Consider the following 25,487-nt stretch of genomic DNA (forward strand, 5'->3'; position numbering starts at 1 on the left):
GGACAGCTCAGTCCGGCATGGCCTGCGGGTCGTATTGCGCGGCGAACTCGGGCGAGGGCGGAATCGGCTTGATGATGTCGATCAGTACGCCGTTGGGATCGGCGGTGATGAAGTGCCGCTGGCCGAAGGGCTCGTCGCGCAGCGCCAGCCGGATCGGCAGGCCGGCCTGCTGCAGCCGCGCGTACAGCGTGTCGACGTCCTCGACCTCGAAGTTCAGGATGGTGCCCGCAACCGGCGCGCGGCTGCCCACGGGGATCGTCTCGTGCCGGTAGTCGAGCACGGCGAGGTTGACGCCGGCATCGTCCGCCGACTGCAGATGCCAGTACCAGTCGCTCGAGAACAGCGCCTTGAAGCCGAAATGCCGCTGATAGAAGGCCGCCGTGGCTGCCACATCGGTGGTCTGGATGACGGGGTAGAAGCTGGTGATCTTCATGACGGACTCCGTTCGGTGCGGCCGCTTGGGGAAATGGCCAGATGACATTAACATGCAGTCTGTATCTTTTTCGTCGTTATAACATACAGGCTGTATGTATGCAAAGAAAAATGCCACGGACCAACCGTGAACGCACCGAGGCCACGCGCGGCGCCTTGCTGGCGGCCGCGCGCGCCCTGTTCGTCGACAAGGGGTATGCCGATACCTCGACCCCGGAAATCGTCGCGGCCGCCGGCATCACGCGCGGCGCGCTCTATCACCACTTCGATGACAAGCGCGCGCTGTTCCGCGCGGTGCTGGAGGAGGAGGCAAGGGCGGTGGCCGACGAGATCGAGCGCGCGGCGCCCGCCACGCGCTCGGCGCGCAAGGCGCTGATCGCCGGCAGCGAGGCCTATCTCGATGCGATGACGGTGGCCGGACGCACGCGGCTGCTGCTGGTGGACGGTCCGGCGGTGCTGGGCGCCGGCGAAAGCCTGGCGCTGGACCAGGCCCACGCCGGCCGCACGCTGCGGGAGGGGCTGGCGGCGGCCCTCGGCCCGCGCCTGCCGCCGCCGCTGACGGTCGATGCGCTCGCGACGCTGCTGTCGGCGGCATTCGACCGGGCCGCGCTTGCCATCGATGCCGGCGACGACCCGGCCGCGATCCGCGCCGCGATGGTCCGGCTGATCGAGCGGACCGTGGCGGCGGGCTGAGCGGGGGGTGAACCGACGCGCTGATCCGCGCGCGGCGATCCCACAAACAGAAAAGCCTGCGATCGCTCGCAGGCTTTGGCATGGCGCCCGCAGGCGCCGACCTACTGGACGATGTCGCTCAGTCCGTGACCGCGCCCTTGCTGGCCGTCGACGCCAGCTTCGAGAACTTGGCCAGCACGCCGCGCGTATAGCGGGGCGTCGGCTGCTTCCAGGCGGCACGGCGGCGCGCCAGTTCCTCGTCGCTGACGTTCAGCTGCAGCAGCAGCTTGTGCGCGTCGATCGTGATCGAATCGCCTTCCTGGACCAGGGCGATGGTGCCGCCGACAAAGGCTTCAGGCGCGACGTGGCCGACCACCATGCCCCAGGTACCGCCCGAGAAGCGGCCGTCGGTGATGAAGCCCACGGACTCGCCCAGGCCCTTGCCGATGATCGCCGAGGTCGGCGCCAGCATTTCCGGCATGCCCGGGCCGCCCTTCGGTCCGAGATAGCGCAGCACCAGCACGTCGCCGGCCTGGATCTTGTCGGCCAGGATCGCGTCCATCGCGCTCTGCTCGTCGTCGAACACGCGCGCCGGGCCGGTGATGACTGGGTTCTTCAGCCCGGTGATCTTGGCCACCGCGCCTTCCTCGGCCAGGTTGCCCTTCAGGATGGCCAGATGGCCTTCCTTGTACAGCGCCTTGTCGATCGGCAGGATCACGTCCTGGTCGGCGCGCGGCTGGTCGGCCACGTGCTCCAGTTCCTCGGCCAGCGTGCGGCCGGTGATGGTCAGGCTGTCGCCGTGCAGCAGGCCGGCGTTCAGCAGGATCTTCATCACCTGCGGAATGCCGCCGGCGCGATGCAGGTCGGTGGCGACGTACTGGCCCGACGGCTTCAGGTTGCAGATCACCGGCACCTTGCGGCGGATGCGCTCGAAATCGTCGATGGTCCATTCGACCTCGGCCGCATGCGCGATCGCCAGGTAGTGCAGCACCGCATTGGTCGAGCCGCCGGTCGCCATGATCAGGCTGACGGCGTTCTCGATTGACTTGCGCGTGATGATGTCGCGCGGCTTGATGTCCTTCTTGATCGCCTCGACCAGCACGCGCGCCGATTCGGCGGCGCTGTCGACCTTTTCCTGGTCCGGATTGGCCATCGTCGACGAATACAGCAGCGACATGCCCAGCGCCTCGAACGACGAGCTCATCGTGTTGGCGGTGTACATGCCGCCGCAGGAGCCGGTCGACGGGCAGGCGTTCTTCTCCACGCCCTCGAAGTCCTCCTGGCTCATCCGGCCGGCGGTGAACTCGCCCACGGCCTCGAACGAGGACACGATGGTCAGGTCCTTGCCCTTCCAGTTGCCCGGCTTGATGGTGCCGCCATAGACATAGATGCCCGGCACATTGGTGCGCGCCAGCGCGATCATGCCGCCCGGCATGTTCTTGTCGCAGCCACCGATGACGACCACGCCGTCCATCCATTGGCCCTGCGCGGCGGTCTCGATGCAATCGGCGATTACCTCGCGCGAGATCAGCGAGTACTTCATGCCCTCGGTGCCCATCGACATGCCGTCCGAGATGGTCGGCGTGCCGAAGATCTGCGGATTGGCGCCGGAGGCCTTGATCGCATCGACGGCGGCATCGGCCAGGCGCTGCAGGCCGGCGTTGCACGGCGTGATGGTCGAGTGGCCGTTGGCGATGCCGACCATCGGCTTGTCGAAGTCTTCCTTCTGGTAGCCCAGCGCGTAGTACATCGAGCGGTTGGGCGAGCGCGCCACGCCTTGCGTGATGTTCTGCGAGCGTTTGTTGTATGCCATGCGTATCTCTCCGGGGACTGGCGTGGCGCCCGGCCGGGCGCCGCTGTAGTTGTGGCCGACAGCATGCCGTTTGCGTTTTGCAGTGTCAAATATATTATTCGTGCTGTATTGAGTCGTTTTTCCTATCACAGAACATGTCACAGAAGCGGGCGATCGCCGGGAATCGATGGCGGTCGCCGGCCTCGCCGCACCGGGAGTCCGCGTGGATCTGCGCCAATTGCGCTATTTCGTCACCGTCGCCGAGGAACTGCACTTCGGCCGCGCCGCCGCGCGCCTGGCCATGACGCAGCCGCCGCTGTCGCAGCAGATCCAGGCGCTGGAGGACGAGATCGGCGTGCCGTTGTTCGTGCGGACGCGCCGCTCGGTGGCGCTGACCCCGGCCGGACAGCAGTGGCTGCCCGAAGTGCGCCGGGTGCTGGCCGACGCCGCCAACCTGCCCGCGCTGGCGCAGCGGCTGGCCCGCGGCGAGGTCGGCACGCTGTCGCTGGCCTTCGTCAGCACCGCGGACTACGGCATCCTGCCCGACCTGCTGCGGCGCTTTCGCGCGCGGCATCCCGAGGTCCAGCTGCAGCTGCGCGAGGCCACCAGCGATATCCAGCTCGATGCGCTGGCCGACGGGCAGATCGACGCGGGGCTGGTGATCCGCCCGCAGATGCCCGCCTTGCCCCATGGCATGTCGTACCTGCCGCTGGTGCGCGAGCCGCTGGTGCTGGCGGTCCCGCAGGACTGGCGCGCGCCGGGCCGGCGCGGCGGCGCGAAGCAGCCGGATGCCGTCGCGCTGGCCGATTTCGCGCACGAACCGCTGATCCTGTTTCCCCGCCGAAGCGCGCCGGCGTTTCATGACATCATTACCGGTTACTATGCGCGCGACGGCTTCGCCCCGGTGATCGCGCAGGAAGCGATCCAGATGCAGACCATCGTCAGCCTGGTGTCGGCCGGCATCGGCGTCGCGCTGGTGCCGGCCTCGCTATGCAACCTGCGGCGCACCGGCGTGTCGTATCTGTCGTTGCGCGGCGCGGTGCCGGAGATCGAGACGGGCCTGGCGTGGCGCGACAACGGCGCGGCCGGACCCAGTCCGGTGCTGCGCTCGTTCATCGAGATTGCGTCGGCGCTGGCGCCGGCGGCCCGCCCGGGCAGCGGCACATCGAAGGGCCGCGCCACCGTGCCCGGGCCGAATCCGGGGCCGAATCCGGGGCCGAATCCCGGGCCGAATCCCGGGCCGAAGCCGAAGCATTGAGCCCGATGCCGATCCCGATCCTGAATTCGATCCCGTCCATCCCACCAACCCCATCCGACAACGCCAAGCGATAGACCCGCATGCTGATCCATCCGAACTTCGATCCCATCGCCATCCATCTGGGCCCGCTGGCGATCCGCTGGTACGGGCTGATGTACCTCGCCGGCTTCATCATGTTTATGTGGTTCGGCCGCATCCGGCTGCGCCAGCCGCAGGTGGCGGCGCAGGGCTGGACCGCGCGCGATATCGACGACCTGCTGTTCTACGGCGTGCTCGGCGTGATCCTCGGCGGCCGACTCGGCTACGTGCTGTTCTACAAGCCGTCCTTCTACCTGTCGCACCCGCTGGATATCTTCAAGGTGTGGGAGGGCGGCATGGCCTTCCACGGCGGCTTCCTCGGCGTGGTGATCGCGATGTGGGTGTTCTCGAAGGTGCGCGGCCGGCATTGGATGGAAGTGACCGACTTCATCGCGCCGATGATTCCCTGCGGCCTCGCCGCCGGGCGGCTCGGCAACTTCATCAATGGCGAGCTGTGGGGCCGTCCCACCGATCTGCCGTGGGGCATGGTCTTCCCGCAGGCCGGCGACAATATCGCGCGCCATCCGTCGCAGCTGTACCAGTTCGCCGGCGAGGGCGTCGCGCTGTTCGTGATCCTGTGGCTGTTTGCCCGCCATCCGCGGCCGACGGGCGCGGTGTCCGGCGCCTTCCTGCTGGGCTACGGCGTGTTCCGCTTTCTCGCCGAATTCGCGCGCGAGCCGGACAACTTCCTCGGCCTGCTGGCGCTGAACTTTTCGATGGGTCAGTGGCTGAGCCTGCCGATGATCGTGGCGGGCGCGGCGATGATGTGGTGGGCGTATCGGCGCCAGCCGCAGCTGTCGGCCTGAAATCGGGCGATATCAGGGCCTGACGGCGCCTGATATCGCCCGGCAGCCGTCCCGCGTCAGCCCAGTTTCCACTTCCAGCGTACCCAGCCTTTCGAGGCCGCCCTGGCACGCCCGCCCCGGTCGCCGCCCTCGCCCGACAGCAGCGACGGGGCGAACCGCTCCAGATGCGATCGCATCATCTGCTCGATGATCGGGTCCTTGCGCCCCTCGGCATTCATCCGTCGAATCAACCGCCACGCCGGTTTCAGCAGATAGACGCAGGCTTGCGGCGGCAGCAGCGGGAACACCTTGGCGAAATTGCCGATGGTGCTCAGATCCTTGTTCCGCACGGCCACCTCCAGGCCCGTTTCGTTGTCGGCCGAACGCGCGCACATCAGCGAAGCGAGAAGCAGGGGCGGCAACGACGACAAGGCGGCGGCATACGCCGGCGGCGTATGGCAATACCCGTGCTTGCAGGCGTGATAGAGCGCGGAGGTTCCGTCCGGCATGGCGGCCACCAGCATGGCGTAGTGATGGTCGCTGGGCACCAGCGCCTGCAGCAGTTCCAGAAATGGCCGGAACATCTCGGTGCGGCCGGCCTTCACGGCATAACCGAATGCCGTCGTGCCGCAGTCCGCCTGCGACCGCAGCAGGCGAATCCGCTGCTCCAGCGGAAGGTCGGCGATCAGCTCCCCGAACAGCCTCGCCGACGATGGCAGCCCGTGCGACATGATGTCGTAGAACAGCTGGGTCGAGCGGTTCGTGCTTAGCCGCTGGATGCGCTCATGTAGGGGCAGCGCGCGCAGTGCCGGTGCCACCTGACGGACCGCGTCCTCGCAGCCATAACGCAGCAGATACCACAACGCATCGGCAGTCAGAGGCGGCAGCGCACCCGACAATTGCCGCGGCTGCTCGGGCAGGGTCACGTCGATCTCGCGCAGCTGCCGCAGCGTCGCCATGTCGAGCTCGACCATCAGCATGGCGTCCACCGTGTTCAGCGTCCGGTGCTGCCGAAGGAATGGATCGTAGTCGCGCGCGAACTCGGTGAAGCATCGCGCCTCCAGCTCACGTACCCCTTCCATGTCGTCGAAGCACGCTTCCAGATGCGTGGCGGTGATATTGGGATCGTAGAAGGCGACGACGTAGCGGGTTCGATGCGGGTGGGGCACGACGCGCAGCCCGACGGCCATTGCGTGATCGGGTGTCAGGATCAGCAGGGTCGTGGCCGTTTCGTCGCGGCCCTCGAGTTCGGCCAGGCGCGCGGCGAACTCCTCGCCCCAGTCTCCGATCATCACCACCCGCAGCTTGCCGAGCTGCACGGCGTTCGGTACCACCCTGTAGTCGTAGTGCAGCGGGATGTTGTCCCGCAGCGCCTGTGCGGTCCCCAGCCTGGAGTAGTCGGGGCCGTGCGGCAGGCCATCGATGAACAGGCCAAGCCAGAAGACGGCCAGATGGCGGCAGGCAATCGGCCCGGACGGGCGTCCACGCGCGAAGGAGACCTCGCCATTGAGCCGCACGCGCGGGTTGGTCCCGCGTGGCCAGTGGAACCGATCCTCGAACAGTTCACTGTATCTGTCGGCCAGCAGCGCCGCCAGCGCCTGCCGTTGCGGCTCCGCAGCCGTTTTGCTGCGGACATGGAGCCGCCCATTTTCCCAACGGATCCGGAAGCGATCGCTTCCACATTGGAGCCACCCGCCATGGGCTTGCAATAGCCGCCGCATGTCACGGTTGCGCAGCGCCTCCGGCACTGCGCATCGCACCACGACGGGTTGTTTCGTGGGGGGAGGGGCGAGGAACATGATGTTCTCCGGAAAAGAGCGGTCGAACAGCATGCGGCCACGGCATGGCATGGCTCAAGAGACATGTGTCACTTATCGCGAGTTGCCTGTCGATTTATGAAAGCCTTTGCACATTACTTGCGCCATCCTGCCGCATCGGCGATCGCTTCCCCCGACGATGCGACCCGTGCCGACATCGATCGGCATTGGTCCGCGCCTTCGTTCCTGCGGCCGTCGCCACATTCGCTTCCCTTCGTTCAGCCCGCTTCCGGATTCATCATGCCGCCCCTGTCCGCTCCCGCCATCGCTACCGTCCTCTTTCCATCGCTGACTCCTGGCATCCGAGACGATGTCGGCAGGCGGACCGGCCGGTCCGCCGAGGCGCCCGTCGACGCTGTCCCGCAGGCGGAAGGCGCGATCGGGGACACAGTGGCAGCGAGCTGCGCACAGCATCTGCATCAACTGAAAAGGACGATTGACGCGCTGGCCATTCCGGCCAGCCAGAAGCAGCCTTTGAGACAGGAACTCGATGCGTGCGACAAGGACCTGACGGCGCTGCTGAACACGGCACGGGACATCGCGCAGCTCGAGCATCGTGCCACCATGCCATGGGAGGCCGGCCCACACGCGCGGGAGCGACACATCGCCGTGGTGATGGCACGCAACCTGAAGCTCGCGACGCAATGCCAGGCGCTGATGCAAAGGCTTCAGTCGCTGCAGGACGACATCGCGCCCCACGTGCAAAAGCGCAGCGTCGGCAAGGCCATCGCGCTCGCCGTGGGCGCACTGCTCGGCATTGCCGGTGCCGTCACGCTGGCGGTGATCCTGTGGCCGGTGGCCGTGACCGGCGTTGCGCTGGGCGGCTCCTTCCTGCTGACGGCGGCGTGTGCGGCGGGAACCGGTGCATCGGCCGCCGTGGGCGTGCTTGCCACGATCTTCGGCGCAGGGGAAGTGTTCGCCAAGCCCGAGGCCTACCGCCATTTTCCTGACCGGCAACCCGATCTCGCCGGCCTGATACACGAGATTGGCGAGCAGATGAGCCGTTGGCTCCAGGCCAATTCGGATTTCTCGCAGCCGCTCGCGTGGGACGTGCTGTCGGAGCTTTGTGGCGGTGAGATCAGGGCGGCTCACTTTTGCGCGGAAGTGCAGGGCATCAAGCTGTGCGAGGCCGCCAAGCGCCTGGTCGACCAATTTGGCGAGCGCGCGCCGGCGCAGAGCGGCCTGGCCCGCACCGTATCGTCGCGGCCGATCGTCCCCGACCGGAGCGCGGCCGACGTGCCTGACAACGTGCCTGACAACGTGCCTGACAACGTGCCGGCCAACGTGTCGGCCAACGTTCGCGCCAACGCGCCTGAGGACGTGGCCGGCAGCCACGACAGCGACTGGGACGAAGTCCTGGAAAACGACCAGATGATCGAACAGCTCTGGCGCCGCCTGGGCTTTGAGCGGAAGAGTCCACCGAACGCGGCGGGTTGCACCGCGGAGGCGGCGTCGGCGGACACACCGGTCGACAATGCAGGCGATACCGCCAGCGATCGCACATTGAGCCGAACCGTATCCACCTCGAGCATTGGGTCGTACAACTCGGTGTACATGGAAGAGGGCCCGGACGGGTTGGACGATGCGTCGGCCTATGGTCTTGGGAAGAGCGGGAGTGCCTCGCAGCCTCTTCCCGCCGCGGCGGCCACCCCGACGGCCGCTCCCGCCGCCGCCGATGCCGACGCGGGCCCCGATGCCGGGGCGGCCGCGGCAGGTACCTCCACAGTGCAGTCGGCGCAGGCGGTGCAGGCGCCCGCGGTTGACGTGCAGGCACAGTGGGAGGAGAGCCTGGCCTGGGCGCAGGGCCGGATCCGCACCGCGACGCGATACTTGCAACACCTTTCGACCGCGCTTGCGCAGCCCCTTCCGGACCGTATCGACGGGGCCGAGCACAAGAAGGACATCATGGTCGAATATCTCTGCGCCTTCCAGCTTCTGGAAAAGGTACGCAGCGAGATGCTCGCGCTGGAGGAGATGGGGGGCCTCCATGCCGACCGCTTTGCCACGGCCGGTGCGATGAATCAGCTCGCGGTCACGATGTATATGGAACGCGGCCGGTTTCTGGGCAATAACGTGACCGGACTGCGCGCGCTGTTCGACGACCACAACAGCATCGGCTTCGACGAATTGCCGGATGCTTCCGGGCGCGCCGCGGCAAGCCAGGCCTGGAACGCCGTCATTGCCCAGGCGGCGGCGCTCGCCCGCCAATTGGACGACGTGTGCGCTTCCGTTTTCCAGCGAACTTTCCGGAACCTGGCGCTCGAGCGAGCCATGCACTTCTTCGCCCAATCCATCGCCGCACGCATCGCGACGATGGAGCGGCAATTGAGGCGGGATCCGCCGAAAGGGCAGTAGGGCGGCGCTACGCGCGAGCCGGCTTCAACGAGCTGCCTTCCGCAATCTTCGCGGCGACGATCTCGCGCAAGGCCTCGGCCACCGCGTCGGCGGCGGCCGTCCGCGGCAGCGCACGCGGCCAGCAAAGCGACAGCGTGCGGTCGAGCTCGGGGAGAATCAGCCGTGTCGGCAGGGCATCGTCATCCGGCTCGCGGCTCAGTGACGACGCGGGCAGGATCGTGCAGGCCAGCCCTTCCCGGGCGGTCTGCAGCAGGATCGGCAGCGAGTCGAGGTCGGCCACGACCTGCAGCCGAATGCCGGCGCCGCTGGCATGCCGCTCCAGCACTTCGCGCAGCCCTTGCGCCCCGCTCGGCAACACCAGCGGGACATCGGCCAGCGCCTTCAGGGCAATGGTTCCTTCCTTGCCCGACCTGGCGCGATGCCGCTTCGAGGCCGCGGAGACAGGCGGCGTGCCGACCAGGTACAGCGCCTCGCTGGCCAACGGCTCCAGTTCCACCGCCCGCGATGGGGTATCGCGAAACAGAATGGCGAAGTCGAGCCGGTTGTTGTTCAGCAGTTCGGCGATATAGCCGCTCATGCTCTCGAACAGCTGCAGCCGGACGCCCGGATAGCGCTGGCGCACCGCGCGCACCAGCGGCATGCCGAATGCCGCGGCGGCGGTGGTCGGCAGGCCGATCGCCACGGTGCCGGCGATGTCCGCGCCGGCCACTTTCACGTCGGCGCGCGCCACGTCGATCTGCTTGAGGATCGCGCGCGCATGCCGGTACAGCGTGCGGCCCGCCTCCGTGGGTTTGACGCCCTTGGCGCCGCGATGCACCAGCGCCACGCCCAGCTCCGCTTCGAGCGCCGCAAGCTGCTGGCTCAGGGCGGGCTGGGCCACGTGGGCGACCTCGGCGGCGCGGGTCAGGCTGCCGTGCTCCACGATCGCGACGAAATAGCGCATGCCCCGGATATCCATGTCCCGCCCCAATGACCCAGTGAAAGCCGAAGGTATTGATTGTACTTATGGCTGGCTCGCGAATCCGTATTTCCGCGCGGCGGCGATCGCGGCTAGATTGATGCCATCGCCCGCCATCCCGGCCCTCCCATTCCCTTCGCCAAGCCACTGCCATGACCCGACCGCTTGAAGGCATCACCGTCATCTCCCTCGAACAGGCCATCGCCGCCCCGTTCTGCACGCGCCAGCTGGCGGACCTCGGTGCCCGCGTGGTCAAGATCGAGCGTCCGGGCGCCGGCGATTTCGCGCGCGCCTACGACGATCGCGTGCACGGCCTGTCCTCGCACTTCGTCTGGACCAATCGCGGCAAGGAGAGCCTGACGCTGGACGTCAAGCACGAGGGCGCGGGTCCGGTGCTCGACGCGCTGCTGGCGCGCGCCGACGTGCTGGTGCAGAACCTCGCCCCGGGTGCGGCGGCGCGGCTGGGGCTCGATCATGCCGCGCTGTCCGAGCGCTTTCCGCGGCTGATCGTCTGCGATATCTCGGGCTACGGCGCCGACGGTCCCTATCGCGACAAGAAGGCCTACGACCTGCTGGTGCAGAGCGAGTCGGGCTTCGTCTCGGTGACCGGCACGCCGGAGGAGGGCGTCAAGGCCGGCGCATCGATCGCCGATATCGCCGCGGGCATGTACGCCTACAGCAATATCCTGGCCGCGCTGCTCGAGCGCGGGCAGACCGGCCGCGGCAAGCGCATCGATATCTCGATGCTGGAGTCGATGGTCGAGTGGATGAGTTTCCCGCTGTACTACGCCTTCGATGGCGCCTCGCCGCCGCCTCGCGCGGGCGCCTCGCATGCCACCATCTATCCCTACGGGCCGTTCCCGACCGGCGACGGCAAGACCGTGATGCTCGGCCTGCAGAACGAACGCGAGTGGGCGGTGTTCTGCGAATCGGTGCTGCAGCAGCCTGAGCTGATCTCGCATCCCGACTACGCCAGCAACAGCCTGCGCAGCGCCAATCGTGGCGCGCTGCGCGAGCGCATCGTCGCGGCGTTCTCGCAGTGGAGCGCCGAGGAGGTCGGCGCGCGGCTCGACGCCGCGAAGATCGCCAACGCGCAGGTCAATACGATGGCCGACGTCTGGGCGCATCCGCAGCTGGCCGCGCGGCAGCGCTGGCGCCAGGTCGACACGCCGGCGGGCGCCATCCCGGCGCTGCTGCCGCCCGGCATGACGGACGCGCGCATGGACCCGGTGCCGGCCCTGGGCCAGCATACCGACGCGATCCTGGCCGAGCTGGGCATCGCGGGCGAGCAGATCGCCGCGATGCGCGCGGCCGGCGCGGTATGACGGCGGAGAACGCGATGACGACTCCGGGTACGCGGCTGCCGCGCAGCTATCTGTTCGTTCCGGCCAACCGGCCGGATCGCGTCGGCAAGGCGCTCGCCGCCGGGGCCGACGCGGTGATCGTCGATTTCGAGGACGCGGTGGCGCCGGCCGACAAGGCCGCCGCGCGCGAGGGCCTGCGCGCGCCCTGGCCCGCGCTGGCGCGGCAGGCCGTCGATGCCGGCGTGCTGCTGCTGGTGCGCGTGAACGCCGCCGGCACGCCGTACCACGACGACGATATCGCCTGGTGCCACGCGCTCGGCGTCGACACGCTGGTGTTGCCCAAGGCCGATGCCGAAGCGATGCGGGCGCTGCGGCAGGCGCTGCCGGCGGTGCAATGCCACGCGCTGCTGGAAACCGCGGCGGGCTTCGCCCAGCTTGCGGAGCTGGCCGCGCAGCCCGGCGTGGTGCGGCTGCTGTTCGGCAGCATCGACCTGATGGGCGACCTGGGCGTGGGCGATGAAGGCGAGCCGCTGCATGCCTTTCGCAGCCTGCTGGTGCTGCATTCGCGCGCGGCGGGGCTACCTGCGCCGGTGGACGGCGTCTGCACCGCGCTCGGCGATACCGCGGTGCTGGCCGCCGAAACGGCGCGTGCGCGCGCCTTCGGCTTCGGCGCCAAGCTGCTGATCCACCCGGCGCAGGTGGACCCTGTCCACGCCGGTCTCGCGCCGACCGAAGCGGAGCTGGCCTGGGCCAGGCGCGTGGTCGAAGCGGCCGCCTCGGCCGATGGCGCCGCCGTGGCGGTGGACGGAAAGATGGTCGATCGCCCGGTGCTGGAGCGGGCGCGGCGCATTCTGGCGGACGGCTGAAGCGGCGGACCGTCCTTCGGCGCCTGCCCAGGGCGCCGCCTGCAAGGCAAGCGCCCTACGAGGCGAGGCCCCACAGGCGCTCCCAGCCGCCTCAAGCCTTCGGCAAGCCGCTCAGAGCCGCTCAGAGCCGCCGGGGGCCACCCTGCAACCCTTACAGCACTTGCCGCTCTGCAACATCGAAACGCCTTGCCATTCCCTCGTCGTTATTCATAATTATGAATTATTGCGAGGGCCTCCCAAGGGGCTCCGGCCTTCGCGATGTCCATGCATCGCACCGGGAGGCCTCCATGCGCATCGTCCAGCAGGCGCTGTATCTCGAAGTCGCCGATCGCCTGCGCGCCATGATCGACGAGCACACGCTCGTGCCGGGCGCCTGGATCGACGAGGCGGCCCTGGCGACCACGCTGGGCATCTCGCGCACCCCGCTGCGCGAGGCGCTGAAGGTGCTGGCCGCCGAAGGGCTGGTGCGGCTGGAGCCGCGCCGCGGCTGCTTCGTCAACGAGTTGTCCGAACAGGACCTCGACGAGATCTTTCCGCTGATGGCGCTGCTCGAAGGGCGCTGCGCCTACGAGGCGGCCCGCAACGCCACCGCCGCCGACCTCGACGCGCTCGAGGACCTGCATCGCGATCTGGCGCGCTACGCCCGCGCCGGCCAGATCGACGCCTACTACGAGGCGAACTACCAGATCCACGAGGCGATCCAGCGGCTCGCCGGCAATCGCTGGCTGTCCGGGCTGATCGGCGACCTGCGCAAGGTGCTGCGCCTGTCGCGGCACAAGAGCCTGCAGTTGCCGGGCCGCATCGACGAATCCTGTGCCGAGCACCTGTCGGTCTTTGCCGCGCTGAAGGCGCGCGATCCCGAAGGCGCCGAGGCGATGATGAAGACCCACCTGCTGCGCCAGCGCGCCGCGTTGAAGGCGCTGGACGCGGATGCGCAAGCGGCAGCGCCCGAACCCGCGGCCCCGGCGCGACGGCGCCACAGCCGGCTTCGCCTCGCCGCCAAGGCCGCCTCCGACCGCTAGACCGAGCGCTGACCGAGCGCTGACCGACGGCTAACCGACCCCGCTGACACGACCGCTAACCGACCGCTGATCCGACCATCGACGACTCTCACTCACCCTCGCCACGCAGCACCGTAACGTTTCGAGTTCCGCTTCCATCCTTTGCCCGACAGGTAGTTCGATGACTTCTTTCGAGACCGGAGACAAGACCGTCAGCGCGCCGCTCGGCGCCAGCGAAACCCTGGGGGACGCCCGTCCCGACGCCGCCGGCGGCACGCTGCTGGCGCGCTTCGGCCGCTGGTGGAACCGCAAGGGGACCCCGGCCGAGGCCAACGCGGCCAACGATGGCAAGACCCGCACGGCCGCGCCCGCCACGCTGAGCGCGCGTGTGCAGCGCCGCCAGCGCGAGGAACTGCGCTTGTGCTTCGATGCCCGCCTGACCGACAGCGCCGCCAACGCCGCCGCGCAGGCCTGGCGCAACGAATACGAGGCCGCCGACGAGCCGACCCGCCAGGCCATGCTGACGCTGCTGGCCGAGGTCGCCAACAGCGGTGCGCAGGGCGACGGCGCCGCGGAAGGGGCGACAGGGGGCACGACTACGGGCACGGCCTCCGGCACGGCGGGCGAGGGCGGCAAGCCGGGGCGCAACGGCTCGGGACTCTCCCATGCGCTGTCGAGCGCCCGCATCCGCTTCTTCAAGCGGCTGGCCGGGCTGCACGGCCCGAGCGCGACGTCGGCCTGCGGCCTGCATTTCATCATTCACCTGCGCGCGGACATGCTGCGCTGGTACAAGAAGATCCCGGGCCTGCGCGTGCTCGACGAAGACCTGGAGGGCCTGCTGTCGAACTGGTTCGACGTCGGCCTGCTGGAGCTGCAGCCAATCACCTGGGATTCGCCGGCGTCGCTGCTGGAAAAGCTGATCCGCTACGAGGCGGTGCATGAGATCGCCTCCTGGGCCGACCTGCGCAACCGGCTCGATTCGGACCGCCGCTGCTACGCCTTCTTCCATCCGCGGATTCCGCGCGAGCCGTTGATCTTCGTCGAGGTGGCATTCGTGCCGGAAATGGCCGCCAACGTGCAGAGCCTGCTCGACGAGGCGGCGCCGCAGGAAGACCTGCGCCGCGTCAAATGGGCGATCTTCTATTCGATCTCGAATACGCAGCCGGGCCTGCGCGGCGTCAGCTTCGGCAATTTCCTGCTCAAGCGCGTCATCGAGGAATTGCAGCGCGAATTCCCCAAGGTCAAGCAGTTCGCCACGCTGTCGCCGATACCGGGTTTCGCCGACTGGCTGCGCAAGCAGGACGGCGATACCGTCGCCAAGGTGCTGGGCGGCAAGTGCATGCAGCGCTGGAGCGCACGTGCGCCGGCTGCCGGGGAAGCCAGGCCGCCGGCGGTGCCGGCGACCGGCGCCGAATGGCTGGCCGCGCTGAACGCCGGTTCGGACGACGCGCTGGTGCGCGACAGCGGCCTGGCGCTGGCCGCGCACTTCCTCGTGCACGCCCGCAACGGCGCGCTGCCTGCCGATCCGGTGGCGCGTTTCCACCTCGGCAACGGCGCCTGCGTCGAGCGGCTGAACTGGGGCGCGGACCTGTCGAGCAAGGGACGCGCGCAGTCGTGCGGCATGATGGTCAATTACCTGTACGTGCCGGAGGCGCTCGACGACAATCTGGCCAAGCTCGGCGAGGGCAATCCGCGCATCAGCCGGTCGGTCGCCAAGCTGCTGGCGCGCTCCTGAGGGAGCACGGCCGGCAGGGCTCGCATCACCGGATGGCATTACCGGATGGCATTACCGGATGGCATCACCGGATCGCATCACCGCATCACCGCATCACCGCATCACCAAGTTTCGCAGTGCTTTTTCGACGGGAAGTTCCAACGCGGTTCACACCAGCAGTTCACATCGCATTTTCATAAGACAAAGCGAGGAGACACACCATGGAACGTAGTCAGTTCAAGCGGACGGCGCGGATGCTGGCAGTGGCCGGCGGCATCGCCATGATGGCGCTCGGCCCGGCGGCGGCGCAGGAGCCCTGGCCGTCGCGGCCGGTCACCATCGTCGTGCCGTTCCCGGCCGGCGGCGGCACCGACGCCTTTGCGCGCCCGCTGGCGGCGCAATTGTCCAAGCAGCTGGGCAAGCAGTTCGTCATCGACAACCGCGGCGGCGCGGGCGGCACGGTCGGCGCCAGCCTCGCCTCGAAGGCCGCGCCCGATGGCTACACGATCTTCATCGGCGGCGCGCATCACGTGATCGCGCCCTCGTTCTACAAGAAGCTCGACTACGACATCGAGAAGGACTTCGTGCCGATCACCGTGATCGCGCAGCCGCCGCAGGTGGTGGTGGTCAACCCGACCAAGGTCCAGGCCAGGACGCTGCAGGAGCTGATCGCCTACGCGCGCCAGAATCCCGGCAAGCTGAACTACGGTTCGGCCGGCAACGGGTCGTCGCACCATCTGGCGGGCGAGCTGTTCAAGATCCAGACCAAGACCTTCATCACGCATATCCCGTACAAGGGCGCGGGCCCGGCGCTGTCCGACCTGATCGCCGGCCAGGTCGACATGGTGTTCGATGGCCTCGGTTCGTCGGCCCAGCATATCCGCGGCGGCCGCATCCGGGCGCTGGCGGTGGCCGCGCCCAAGCGCTCGCCGGCCTTCCCCGACGTGCCGACCGCGGCCGAAGCCGGCGTGCCGAACTACGAGGTGTCGACCTGGTATGCGCTGTGGGTACCGAAGAACACGCCCAAGGAGATCAGCGACAAGCTCTACGCCGAGGTCAACAAGGCCCTCAATACGCCGGAGCTCAAGCAGATCTGGCTGAACAACGGCTCAGAGACGCCGTCGTACACGCCGGACCAGTTCGCCCAGTTCCAGCGCGCCGAGATCAAGCGCTGGGCCCAGGTGGTGCAGCAGTCCGGCGCCAAGATGGATTGATGGCGATGATGCCGACAATGACGTCGACGGCCGCGTTGAATCCGCGGGGGGTACTGTGAGCGGCGCGGTCAGATTCGAGCGCGATGGCGACATCGCGCTGGTCACGCTGTCGAATCCGGGCAAGCTCAACGCGATCTCGGAAGCGATGTGGCGCGCGCTGACGGATGGCTTTGCGCGCCTGTCGGCCGACCGCACGCTGCGCTGCGTGGTGCTGCGCGGCGCCGACGGCAACTTCGCCGCCGGCGCCGATATCGCGGAGTTTCCGCGGCTGCGCGGCGATCCCGCTTCGGTGCGCGCCTACCACGTCGACCTGCTGGCGCCGGCGCTGGCCGCGATCGCGGGCTGCCTGCATCCGACCGTGGCCTGCATCGAGGGCGTCTGCGTCGGCGGCGGGCTGGAGATCGCCTGCCATTGCGATCTGCGCATCGCGGCAACGGACAGCCGCTTCGGTGTGCCGATCAACAAGCTGGGTTTCCCGATGGCGCCCGGCGAGTTGCGGGGCCTGCTGGCACTGGCCGGGCGCGCGGCGACGCTGGAAATCCTGCTGGAAGGCCGCGTGTTCGATGCCGCCGAGGCGCAGGCCAAGGGCTTGCTGACGCGCGTGGTGCCGCGCGGCGACGTCGCCGCCGAGGCGATGGCCACCGCCCGCCGCATCGCCGCCGGCGCACCGCTGGCCGCGCGCATCAACAAGGCCACCATCGCGCGCCTGTCGCCGCAGCCCGCGCCGCTGTCGGCGAGCGAGCTCGATGCCCATTTCTCTTACGCGGCGAGCCGCGACCATGCCGAGGGCGTCGCCGCCTTCCTGGCGCGCCGGCCGCCCCGTTTCGACGGACAGGAGGGCGCCTAGCGCCGTCGCTGCCGTTCCCCGTTTTCTTCTTATTCCTCCAAGCTTTTATCCGCTGATCGCATGAACGCCAATCTGTTCGCCCTGTTCGAATCCCGCTTCCCCGCCAAGCGCGAGGCCTGCTGCATCGAGACGCACGACGGCCTGTACTACAGCTGGGACGATCTCGATCGCGCCACCGCCAAGCTCGCCAACCTGCTCGCCTCGCTCGACCTGCCGGAAGGCGCGCGCGTCGCGGTGCAGGTCGAGAAGTCGCCCGAAGCGCTGTTTCTGTACCTGGCCACGCTGCGCGCCGGCTATGTCTATCTGCCGCTGAACACGGCCTATCAGGAAGCGGAGATCGACTACTTCATCGGCAATGCCGAGCCGGCCGTGGTGGTCTGCAGCAGCGCCAATTTCGGCTGGGTGTCGAAGCTGGCGTTCCGCCACGGCACCGGCCATGTGTTTACGCTCGACGACGATCGTGGCGGCACGCTGCTGGCGCGCGCCGCGGCGCAGCCGGACCGCTTCGACACGGTGCAGCGCGAGCCCGACGATCTGGCGGCGATCCTCTATACCTCGGGCACCACCGGCCGCAGCAAGGGCGCGATGCTGACCCATCGCAACCTGTCGTCGAACGCGGAGACGCTGCACAAGGCCTGGGGCTGGCGCAGCGACGACGTGCTGCTGCACATGCTGCCGATCTTCCATGTGCACGGGCTGTTCGTCGCCTCGCATGGCGCGCTGCTGGCGGGCGCCAAGATGATCTGGGCGCCGAAGTTCGACATCGAGCAGGTGCTGCGCTTCCTGCCGCGCTCGACCGTGATGATGGGCGTGCCGACCTACTACGTGCGGATGCTGCAGGACCAGCGCTTCGACGAGGACACCTGCCGCCGCATGCGCCTGTTCGTGTCGGGCTCGGCGCCGCTGCTGCTGGAGACCTTCGAGGCGTTCCGCGAGCGCACCGGCCATACGATCCTCGAGCGCTATGGCATGAGCGAGACGGTGATGCTGGTGTCGAATCCCTATGACGCCAGCGAGGGCGAACGGATCGGCGGCACCGTGGGCCGTCCGCTGCCGGGCGTGTCGGTGCGCGTGGTCGATGGCGAGGGCAAGCCTTGCCCCGCCGGCGAAATCGGCGCGGTCGAGGTCAAGGGTCCCAATGTGTTCAAGGGCTACTGGCGCATGCCGGAGAAGACCCGCGAGGAATTCACGGCGGACGGCTGGTTCAAGACCGGCGACATGGGACGCTTCGGCGGCGCCATCGTCGGCATGTCCGGGGAGCGGAAGGTGCCGGACGACTACCTGACCATCGTCGGCCGCAGCAAGGACCTGATCATCTCCGGCGGCTACAACGTCTATCCGAAGGAGATCGAGAGCTTCCTCGACGAGATGCCGGGGGTGCAGGAGAGCGCGGTGATCGGCGTGCCGCATCCGGATTTCGGCGAGGCGGTGGTGGCCGTGGTGGTCGGCAAGCCCGGGGCGGAGCTGAACGAGCAGGCGATGATCGGCACGCTGAAGCACCGCATCGCCAACTTCAAGGTGCCCAAGCGGATTCACCTGGTCAGCGAATTGCCGCGCAATACGATGGGCAAGGTGCAGAAGAACCTGCTGCGGGAGCGGTTCAGCGGGTGATTGGGTCTGGGGGAGTCTGGCGCCCCTCTCCCGCGCGTGGGAGAGGAGCGGGGGGAGGGCACGCGCTGGTCGTTGCGCCGCGCGCCGTTTGAAACCACCTCCCTCTCCCCGACCCTCTCCCCTCACAGGGGAGAGGGAGTACGCATCAGGCAGCGCAGGGCCTGCCGCGCCTTACTTCAGCATCTGCACCGAGCCGTTCACCGTCACGGTGACCTGGGCCTTGCCGCCCTCCATCGGCACCGGCGCCGCCTCCGCGGCCATCGCGGCCTTGGCGTACATGCGCGGCATCGGCGTCACGGTGCCGGCCTCGCCGACCTGCACGCTGCGGATCGTGTAGCTGCCGTAGCCGAACAGCTTGGTCGTGGTCTGCGCCTTGTCGCGGAACGCGGCGACCGCCTGCTCGGTCAGCTTGCTCTCGGCCGCGAGTCGCGCCTCGCGCGACAGCGAGAAGCTGATGTTCTGCACCTGCATCTGGCTGGCCAGCTCGCCGGCGAGCTTCGAGGCCGCGCTGAAATCGCGCGACTGCAGGATGACCTCGGCGCGTCCGCGCCAGGTGCTGATGCGGCCGTTGCGGTCGGTGCTCGGATAGATCGTGAAGCCGCCCGATTCCGCCTGGATGCCGGATTCGCGCTTGGCGCGCGCGATCACCTGCTGCGCCTTGGCCGACAGCGCCGACGAGATAGCGGCCGGCTCGGCGCCTTCCTGCTCCGCGGCCAGCGTCACGCGCACCACGTCGGTCGGCACTTCCGCCGCGGCCTCGGCCGACAGCGACAGCACGCCCGCGGGCGGCTGCCATCCCTCGGGCGGCGTCGGTCCGCCCTGTGCGGAGGCGGCCAGTGCGGTGGTACCGAGCAGGGTAGCGGCGAGCAATTGCTTCATCGAGTTCTCCATGACAATGTGATGGTGATCAGACGGTCACTGGCAGCGCCGGGTTCCCTTGCGTAGCCGGGCGCTTGTATCGGCGTATTACCGGGCCGACGCGGGCCGACGCGGGGCCGACACGGGCGGACGTGGCCGACACGGGCCAACGCGGACCGACGCGGACTGGCGCGGACCGGCGCGGACCTCACGCCCTGGCCAGCTTGCTCAGAACGTCTGCCAGGCCTTCCACAGCATGTAGGTGGCCAGGCAGAACAGCATGCCGGCGAAGATGCGCTTGAGCTTGCGCACCTCCATCCGGTGCGCGGTGCGCGCGCCCAGCGGCGCGGTCAGCACGCTGGCGATCGCGATCACGGCCAGCGCGGGCAGATAGACATAGCCGAGCGAACCGGCCGGCAGGCCGGTCATCTGGTAGCCGCTCCAGACATAGCCGATCACGCTGGCCGCGGCGATCGGGAAGCCCAGCGCGGCCGACGTGGCCACCGCGTGGTGGATCGGCACGTTGCACCAGGTCATGAACGGCACCGAGACAAAGCCGCCGCCGGCGCCGACCAGGCTGGACAGGAAGCCGATTGCCGAACCCGCGCCGAACATGCCGGGGAAGCCAGGGAGCTGCCGGGTCGCCGACGGCTTGCGATTGCGCAGCATCTGCGAGGCCGAGAAGCCGACGAACAACGCAAACAGCAGCGACAGCCAGCCGGTCTTCAGCGCGGCGAACACCTTGCCGCCGCCGATCATGCCGCCCAGCAGGATGCCTGGCGCCAGCGCCAATACGATCTTCCAGCGCACCGCGCCCTGCTTGTGGTGGGCGCGCACCGACGACAGCGAGGTGAACAGGATGGTGGACATCGAGGTGGCGATCGCCATGTGGACGATCGCTTCTTCGGGAAAGGCCAGCCAGCTGAAGGTCAGCGTCAGGAACGGCACCATCATCATGCCGCCGCCGACGCCGAGCAGGCCGGCGCAGAAGCCGGTGAACGCGCCGAGCAGCAGCAGCGCGGGAATCAGGGAGAGAGTCATGCGTGGATCGCTTCGTGATGTTTTTCGTTATGGTTATCTCGCGGGCGGTGGATGTACCGCCCACGCGCATCGCACGCGGTTCAGCGGCGTCCCATCAGCCGCGTGGTGATGAACTGCCATTCCTGCGGCGTGACCGGCGTGATCGACAGCCGGTTGCCCCGGCGCAGCACGATCATGTCGGCCAGCTCTTCATGCTCGCGCAATTGCGCCAGCGAGATCAGCTCGCACTTGTCGACGAACTTGACGTCGACCAGCTCCCAGCGGGGATGCTCCGGCTTCGAGGCCGGGTCGTGGTACTTGCTGTGGGGATCGAACTGGGTGGGATCGGGGTAGGGCGTCGAGCAGACCTCGGCCAATCCCGCGATGCCGGGCTGCGGGCACGACGAGTGGTAGAACAGCACGCCGTCGCCGATGCGCATCGCGTCGCGCATGAAATTGCGCGCCTGGTAGTTGCGCACGCCGGTCCAGGGCAGCCGTCCCTGCTCGGCCAGCGTATCGATGCTGGCCTCGTCGGGCTCGGACTTCATCAGCCAGTACTGGCGCGCGCGGGACGCACCCGCGGCCGGCTTGTCGGCGGCCTTCGTTGCGGACCTTGGGGCCGATTTGGAAGCCGATTTGGCAGCCGATTCAGCAGCCGATTTTGCAGCCGATTTTGCAGCCGATTTTGCGGTGGACTCGGTGGCCGCCTTCTTGTCGGAGGGACTCATGCTCGCACGTCGTGGATGGTCGGAACGGCATCGCGAAGACGCGGCAAGGGCCTTGCAGCGGCGGCGCGACGCGGCAAGCATACCGTGAAAGCGCCTTCGTCGCCCGCATTGGCATCGTAGGCATAAACGCGCGCAACAGGGCAGGGGACTGCGCCGGCAACGGAGCTCTGCGGCTGCGCGGCAGAAATGGGGGGAAATGCGGGGGAAATGCGGGGGAAATGCGGGGGGAAAACGCGGGCAAAAACGCCGGCAAAAAAAGAGGCGATGGTCCAAAGACCATCGCCTCTTGCTGTAGGGTCCCCGCCTCGGCCGTTGGGTCGGCATCCTGAACCCAAGTGAGGTTCAGTGTGGCTGCGGAAGCCGTATTTCGGGTACATCACCTATTCAGGGAGCCCAGGTTCGAGACCTACGCTATGAACACTGTGACGCGCTCGCCCACACGGCATCATCCCGCACCATGCAATGCATATCGGTTCAAGGAGTTTATGACCTTCGCGAACCAGGCAGGGAAACTGTCAAACGTCTGACTATCCAATTGGGCCCGGACATCGAAGTCCGGGGGAGGTCAGACGTTTGCCGTTTCAAACTGGGATGGGAGGAAAACGGCGGCCGGGCGCGATAACCCGACCATGTTTCTGCACCTTGGTACCCCCGTGCAGTGGCTCCACTATACACCGGGCTTTCTCGCATACCAAGCGCGTCTTGGCTTGTCGTTACATTTTGCGTGGCAGCCGCGGCACGGTCTTCACATGCCCTTCATATCCGGTCCATTTGCCCTATATCGCTATGGTGAAGGGCCTTGCACAAGGGCCCATATGCGGGCCCCTGCGTGCAATTCAAGGGGTCAGGACTGCGCCGGCGAAACGGTATGGGCAGGGCCGGTATGGGTATGGCCCACACTGCCGCCGCCCATGCTGGTGCCGACATGCGCGTACTGGCGCAGCGCCTCGTCGGCGCGCTCGTTCAGCTCGCGGATGCGGGCGCGCACGGCGTCCACCGGAATCGCGCCGTCCTCCTGCTGCTTGCGCTTGAGCGCGAGCAGATCCGAGGCGATGCTGATCGCGGCCATCACCGCGACCCGTTCGACGCCCTTGGTCGAGGCGCCGGACTTGATGCGCGTCATCTGGTCGTCGACCAGGGCCACCGCTTCGAGCAGCGCGGCCTCGTTCTCGGGGGCGATCGCGAAGCGGTAGGGCTGCCCCGCGATATGGACTTCGACTTGCTTGTTGCCGCTCATGCGTGTTCTCCGGAAGGCTGGGCGCCGCGCGGCTCGCCCTGGATGCGCTCGGCGGGAAGCTCCCCTTCCTCGAGCAGATCCAGCTGGCGCGCATCGGTGGCCGTGGGCAGCTTGTCCAGGATCGACTGGATGCGCAATTGCGCTTCCTCGATCTTGATGTTCAGCAGTTCGCGATCGGCGGCCATCGCCTCGCGATCGCTGCGCAGCTGCGCGGCCTCCGCCTGCAGGCGTTCGATCTCCTCGCGCAGCCGCTGGTTTTCTGCCGCCAGCGTGTCCGCGTGGTGCAGCACGCGGCCGATCTTGGCGGCCAGTTGTTCGAGTTCGGTCAGCATGGGCCTGTCGTGTTCTCAGGGTGTCAGGTAACGGGATTCTAGCCGATGCATGGTCCGCGTCATCACTGCGGGAAGCGATTGTGACCGTGCATTCCCCTCGAAGTTGCATCGATCGTCGGCCAATGGCCTCAATGAGCGCACCCCAGGGGCACGCTGCAGCGCAATGGGCCGAGGGCGCCGCCAATTTGACGGGGGCCGCCAAACTGCCTACACTCACGCGCGTTTTCAGGTGCTCGCGATCCGGTCCCCATCGGATTGCAGTTAAACGGGAAACAGGGAGTCCGCCACGCCGCCGCGCTATGCCGGGCCAACCTGTGCTGCCCCCGCAACGGTAAGCGATTGCGATCGCCGCCGCGCCCCGAGCCGATCGGCACGATCGGCTCCACGCCCGCCGGCTTCGCCTCACCGCCCCACATGCCACTGGACCGATGGTCCGGGAAGGCGGGCGGTGCCGATCGCCAGCCCGGATACCGGCCTGGATGCGGGCATGCCGGTCGCCATCGCGCTCGCGCAGCCTCACCGCCAGACGGTCCGCGGGGGAACGGGCCAGGCTATCACTTCCGCTCGAGCACCATGCTTTCATCGTCTTCGAGGTCGCGTCGCCTGGCACTGCCAGGCCCGCGCCCCGCTGCGCGCGTCCGCGCCCATGCCATCGTCCGCCGTCTTGTCGGGGATATTGCCCGCAGTCCTGCCGCCGATATTGCCCGCAATCTTGCCGGCGATATTGCGCGCGCCGCCCCCGGCTCGCCCGCGCAGGCCGCGCTGTTGTCCGCCGCCACGCTGTGCGCATGGCCCGCGCTGGCGCAGCAGCCCGCGCCGTCGGCGGACACCACGCTGGCGCCGGTCGTCGTCAGCGCCACGCGCACCGCGCAGCCGCTGGACGAGGCGCTGCCCCATACCACCGTGATCACGCAGCAGGAGATCGCCAACAGCCAGGCGCCCGACCTGCGTTCGCTGCTGCGCACGCAGGCCGGCCTGGAACTGGCCGCCACCGGCGGCATGGGCGCCAACACGACGCTGTTCATGCGGGGCGCCAATTCGAACCAGACGCTGATCCTGATCGACGGCGTGCGCATCGCCTCGGCCAGCAGCGGCACCGCGCAACTGGCCAACATCCTGCCCGACGAGATCGACCGGATCGAGGTGGTGCGCGGCAACGTCTCGGCGCTGTACGGCTCCGACGCGATCGGCGGCGTGGTGCAGATCTTCACCAAGAGCGGCGCCGGCAAGCCGCCCGCGGCCAACGCCCAGGTCGAATACGGCAGCGACAATACGCGCCGCGCGACGGTGGGGTACGGCGGCCAGGTCGGCGACACCTCGTTCAACCTGACCGGCTCGATCTTCAAGACCGACGGCTTCTCCGCGGTGAACACGCGCCTGCAGCCGCGCGCCAATCCGAACGACAACCCGTACGAGAACAAGAGCGTATCGGGCCAGATCAAGCATCGCTTCAGCGCGGACTGGGAGGCGGGCGTCGCGGCCTACTACAGCAAGAGCAAGCTGTCGTACGACAGCACCTTCGGGCGGCCCACCGACGACTGGCGCAGCGACAGCGAGCTCTATACGCTGTCGGCCTTCGTCAACGGCAAGCTGGCTCCGGACTGGACCACGCGCTTCAAGGTCGCGCAAAGCGAGGACGACAGCGACAACACGCTCAACGGCGTGTTCGACAGCCGCTTCAAGACCCGCACGCGCCAGTTCACCTGGCAGAACGAATACGCGCTGGCCAAGGGCCATCAGCTGATGTTCGGCACCGAATATCTGCAGCAGCAGTTCGACTCGAACTCGTACGCCGCGCCGAGCCGCAACGTGGTGTCGGTGTTCGGCGGCTACGACGGCCGCATCGGCAAGCACCAGCTGCAGCTGAACCTGCGCAACGACCACTATTCGGACTTCGGCGACAAGGGCAGCTATTTCGCCGGCTACGGCTACTACGTGACCGAGCAGTTCAAGCTGCTTGCGAACGCGAGCAACGCGTTCCGTGCGCCGACCTTCAACGAGCTGTACTACCCGAACTATGGCCAGCCGAACCTGCAGCCGGAGCGGGCGCGCTCGGTCGAGATCGGCGCGCAGTACGACAGCAAGGGCGCCGGCCTGCTGCGCGTGACGGCCTTCCGCACGCAATACGACAACCTGATCACGTCCGCGCTGCAGCCCAATGGCATGTTCCTGGCGCAGAACGTCAGCAGCGCCAAGGTCGAGGGCGTCGAGGCGTCATGGCGCGCGCGCCTGCTCGGCACCGACGTAACCGCCAGCGTCACGATGCAGAATCCGGTCGACGAGCAGACCGGCACGCAGCTGATGCGCCGCGCGCGCCGGCATGCGGCGCTGGACCTGGGCCGCGATATCGGCAACTGGCGCTTCGGCGGACAGTGGATCGTGTCGTCGTCGCGCCGGGACAGCGGCTCGCGCACGCTGGGCGGATACGGTATCGTCAACCTCAACGCGCGCTACAACATCGACAAGCAATGGTTCATCGCCGCCCGCGTCGAGAATCTGTTCGACAAGGACTACCAGCTGGCCTATCCCTACAACACGCAGGGCCGGGCAGGCTTCATCACGCTCGGCTGGCGCCAGCGCTAAGCGGCATCGCCGGAACCAGGGACCA

22 protein-coding genes and 1 riboswitch are annotated in these 25,487 nt (G+C 68.1%); of the genes, 13 read left to right on the forward strand and 9 right to left on the reverse strand.

Features of this window, described 5'->3' with window-relative positions:
* Positions 1-7: 7 nt before the first annotated feature.
* The gene (locus KZ686_RS06345; protein WP_265633249.1) at positions 8-433 is read right to left on the reverse strand and encodes a VOC family protein; all 426 of its coding nucleotides are present in this window, start codon (positions 431-433) and stop codon (positions 8-10) included.
* Between the two features lie 110 nt (positions 434-543).
* On the opposite strand from KZ686_RS06345, the gene KZ686_RS06350 reads away from it, so the two are divergent.
* Positions 544-1,125 carry a TetR/AcrR family transcriptional regulator gene (locus KZ686_RS06350; protein ID WP_226108504.1) on the forward strand — a complete coding sequence of 194 codons (582 nt, stop codon included), beginning with the start codon at positions 544-546 and terminating at the stop codon, positions 1,123-1,125.
* A gap of 118 nt (positions 1,126-1,243) precedes the next feature.
* Here the strand turns inward: KZ686_RS06350 and ilvD are convergent, their stop codons facing one another.
* The gene (ilvD, locus tag KZ686_RS06355; protein WP_226108502.1) at positions 1,244-2,917 is read right to left on the reverse strand and encodes a dihydroxy-acid dehydratase; all 1,674 of its coding nucleotides are present in this window, start codon (positions 2,915-2,917) and stop codon (positions 1,244-1,246) included.
* A 202-nt stretch (positions 2,918-3,119) separates the two neighbouring features.
* On the opposite strand from ilvD, the gene KZ686_RS06360 reads away from it, so the two are divergent.
* Both KZ686_RS06360 and lgt read left to right on the forward strand, forming a co-directional pair.
* A complete protein-coding gene (locus tag KZ686_RS06360) occupies positions 3,120-4,154 on the forward strand; it encodes a LysR family transcriptional regulator (RefSeq protein WP_265633250.1) in 1,035 nt (344 codons plus the stop codon).
* Positions 4,155-4,234: 80 nt separating this feature from the next.
* A complete protein-coding gene (gene lgt, locus KZ686_RS06365; protein WP_226108498.1) occupies positions 4,235-5,038 on the forward strand; it encodes a prolipoprotein diacylglyceryl transferase in 804 nt (267 codons plus the stop codon).
* A 56-nt stretch (positions 5,039-5,094) separates the two neighbouring features.
* Here the strand turns inward: lgt and KZ686_RS06370 are convergent, their stop codons facing one another.
* The gene (locus tag KZ686_RS06370) at positions 5,095-6,849 is read right to left on the reverse strand and encodes a ShET2/EspL2 family type III secretion system effector toxin (RefSeq protein WP_265633251.1); all 1,755 of its coding nucleotides are present in this window, start codon (positions 6,847-6,849) and stop codon (positions 5,095-5,097) included.
* A 63-nt stretch (positions 6,850-6,912) separates the two neighbouring features.
* On the opposite strand from KZ686_RS06370, the gene KZ686_RS06375 reads away from it, so the two are divergent.
* Positions 6,913-9,189 carry a hypothetical protein gene (locus KZ686_RS06375; RefSeq protein ID WP_265633252.1) on the forward strand — a complete coding sequence of 759 codons (2,277 nt, stop codon included), beginning with the start codon at positions 6,913-6,915 and terminating at the stop codon, positions 9,187-9,189.
* 7 nt (positions 9,190-9,196) lie between these two features.
* Here the strand turns inward: KZ686_RS06375 and KZ686_RS06380 are convergent, their stop codons facing one another.
* Positions 9,197-10,147, reverse strand: coding sequence for a LysR substrate-binding domain-containing protein (locus KZ686_RS06380; protein ID WP_226108491.1), 951 nt, complete (start codon positions 10,145-10,147; stop codon positions 9,197-9,199).
* Positions 10,148-10,299: 152 nt separating this feature from the next.
* Between KZ686_RS06380 and KZ686_RS06385 the strand changes: the two genes are divergently transcribed.
* The 7 genes from KZ686_RS06385 (at position 10,300) to KZ686_RS06415 (ending at position 18,704) form a co-directional block, all read left to right on the forward strand.
* Positions 10,300-11,472 (forward strand): CaiB/BaiF CoA transferase family protein, encoded by a 1,173-nt coding sequence (locus KZ686_RS06385; protein WP_265633253.1) that lies wholly within the window; start codon positions 10,300-10,302, stop codon positions 11,470-11,472.
* Positions 11,473-11,486: 14 nt separating this feature from the next.
* Positions 11,487-12,317 (forward strand): HpcH/HpaI aldolase/citrate lyase family protein, encoded by an 831-nt coding sequence (locus tag KZ686_RS06390; protein WP_226108487.1) that lies wholly within the window; start codon positions 11,487-11,489, stop codon positions 12,315-12,317.
* A gap of 287 nt (positions 12,318-12,604) precedes the next feature.
* On the forward strand, positions 12,605-13,339 hold the full coding sequence (locus KZ686_RS06395; RefSeq protein ID WP_226108485.1) for a GntR family transcriptional regulator: 735 nt from the start codon (positions 12,605-12,607) through the stop codon (positions 13,337-13,339).
* Between the two features lie 160 nt (positions 13,340-13,499).
* Positions 13,500-15,053: a malonyl-CoA decarboxylase domain-containing protein gene (locus tag KZ686_RS06400; RefSeq protein WP_265633254.1), complete on the forward strand. Its 1,554-nt coding sequence runs from the start codon at positions 13,500-13,502 to the stop codon at positions 15,051-15,053.
* A 200-nt stretch (positions 15,054-15,253) separates the two neighbouring features.
* Positions 15,254-16,246, forward strand: coding sequence for a Bug family tripartite tricarboxylate transporter substrate binding protein (locus tag KZ686_RS06405; RefSeq protein WP_149317696.1), 993 nt, complete (start codon positions 15,254-15,256; stop codon positions 16,244-16,246).
* A gap of 55 nt (positions 16,247-16,301) precedes the next feature.
* Positions 16,302-17,093, forward strand: a complete 792-nt coding sequence (locus KZ686_RS06410; protein WP_265633255.1) for an enoyl-CoA hydratase/isomerase family protein — start codon at positions 16,302-16,304, stop codon at positions 17,091-17,093.
* A 60-nt stretch (positions 17,094-17,153) separates the two neighbouring features.
* Complete coding sequence (locus KZ686_RS06415; protein ID WP_226108479.1) at positions 17,154-18,704, forward strand: malonate--CoA ligase; 1,551 nt, start codon at positions 17,154-17,156, stop codon at positions 18,702-18,704.
* 171 nt (positions 18,705-18,875) lie between these two features.
* On the opposite strand, the gene KZ686_RS06420 is transcribed toward KZ686_RS06415, so the two are convergent.
* The 3 genes from KZ686_RS06420 to KZ686_RS06430 all read right to left on the reverse strand — a co-directional run bounded on the left by KZ686_RS06420 (position 18,876) and on the right by KZ686_RS06430 (position 21,130).
* The gene (locus KZ686_RS06420) at positions 18,876-19,583 is read right to left on the reverse strand and encodes an SIMPL domain-containing protein (RefSeq protein WP_149317699.1); all 708 of its coding nucleotides are present in this window, start codon (positions 19,581-19,583) and stop codon (positions 18,876-18,878) included.
* A 207-nt stretch (positions 19,584-19,790) separates the two neighbouring features.
* Positions 19,791-20,603 (reverse strand): sulfite exporter TauE/SafE family protein, encoded by an 813-nt coding sequence (locus KZ686_RS06425; RefSeq protein ID WP_149317700.1) that lies wholly within the window; start codon positions 20,601-20,603, stop codon positions 19,791-19,793.
* An 80-nt stretch (positions 20,604-20,683) separates the two neighbouring features.
* Complete coding sequence (locus KZ686_RS06430) at positions 20,684-21,130, reverse strand: EVE domain-containing protein (protein ID WP_226108477.1); 447 nt, start codon at positions 21,128-21,130, stop codon at positions 20,684-20,686.
* On the opposite strand from KZ686_RS06430, the gene KZ686_RS06435 reads away from it, so the two are divergent.
* The gene (locus KZ686_RS06435; RefSeq protein ID WP_265633256.1) at positions 21,102-21,398 is read left to right on the forward strand and encodes a hypothetical protein; all 297 of its coding nucleotides are present in this window, start codon (positions 21,102-21,104) and stop codon (positions 21,396-21,398) included. The genes KZ686_RS06430 and KZ686_RS06435 overlap by 29 nt on opposite strands.
* Before the next feature lie 756 nt (positions 21,399-22,154).
* Here KZ686_RS06435 and KZ686_RS06440 read toward each other — a convergent pair.
* Both KZ686_RS06440 and KZ686_RS06445 read right to left on the reverse strand, forming a co-directional pair.
* The gene (locus KZ686_RS06440) at positions 22,155-22,547 is read right to left on the reverse strand and encodes a cell division protein ZapA (RefSeq protein WP_149317703.1); all 393 of its coding nucleotides are present in this window, start codon (positions 22,545-22,547) and stop codon (positions 22,155-22,157) included.
* Positions 22,544-22,879: a hypothetical protein gene (locus KZ686_RS06445; protein ID WP_006577387.1), complete on the reverse strand. Its 336-nt coding sequence runs from the start codon at positions 22,877-22,879 to the stop codon at positions 22,544-22,546. The genes KZ686_RS06440 and KZ686_RS06445 overlap by 4 nt, the downstream gene beginning before the upstream one ends.
* Before the next feature lie 224 nt (positions 22,880-23,103).
* Positions 23,104-23,372: riboswitch (cobalamin riboswitch) on the forward strand.
* An 80-nt stretch (positions 23,373-23,452) separates the two neighbouring features.
* Between KZ686_RS06445 and KZ686_RS06450 the strand changes: the two genes are divergently transcribed.
* Positions 23,453-25,462, forward strand: coding sequence for a TonB-dependent receptor domain-containing protein (locus KZ686_RS06450; RefSeq protein ID WP_265633257.1), 2,010 nt, complete (start codon positions 23,453-23,455; stop codon positions 25,460-25,462).
* The last annotated feature ends 25 nt before the right edge of the window (positions 25,463-25,487 follow it).

It is taken from the genome of Cupriavidus cauae, assembly GCF_026210475.1.
Lineage (GTDB): Bacteria > Pseudomonadota > Gammaproteobacteria > Burkholderiales > Burkholderiaceae > Cupriavidus > Cupriavidus cauae.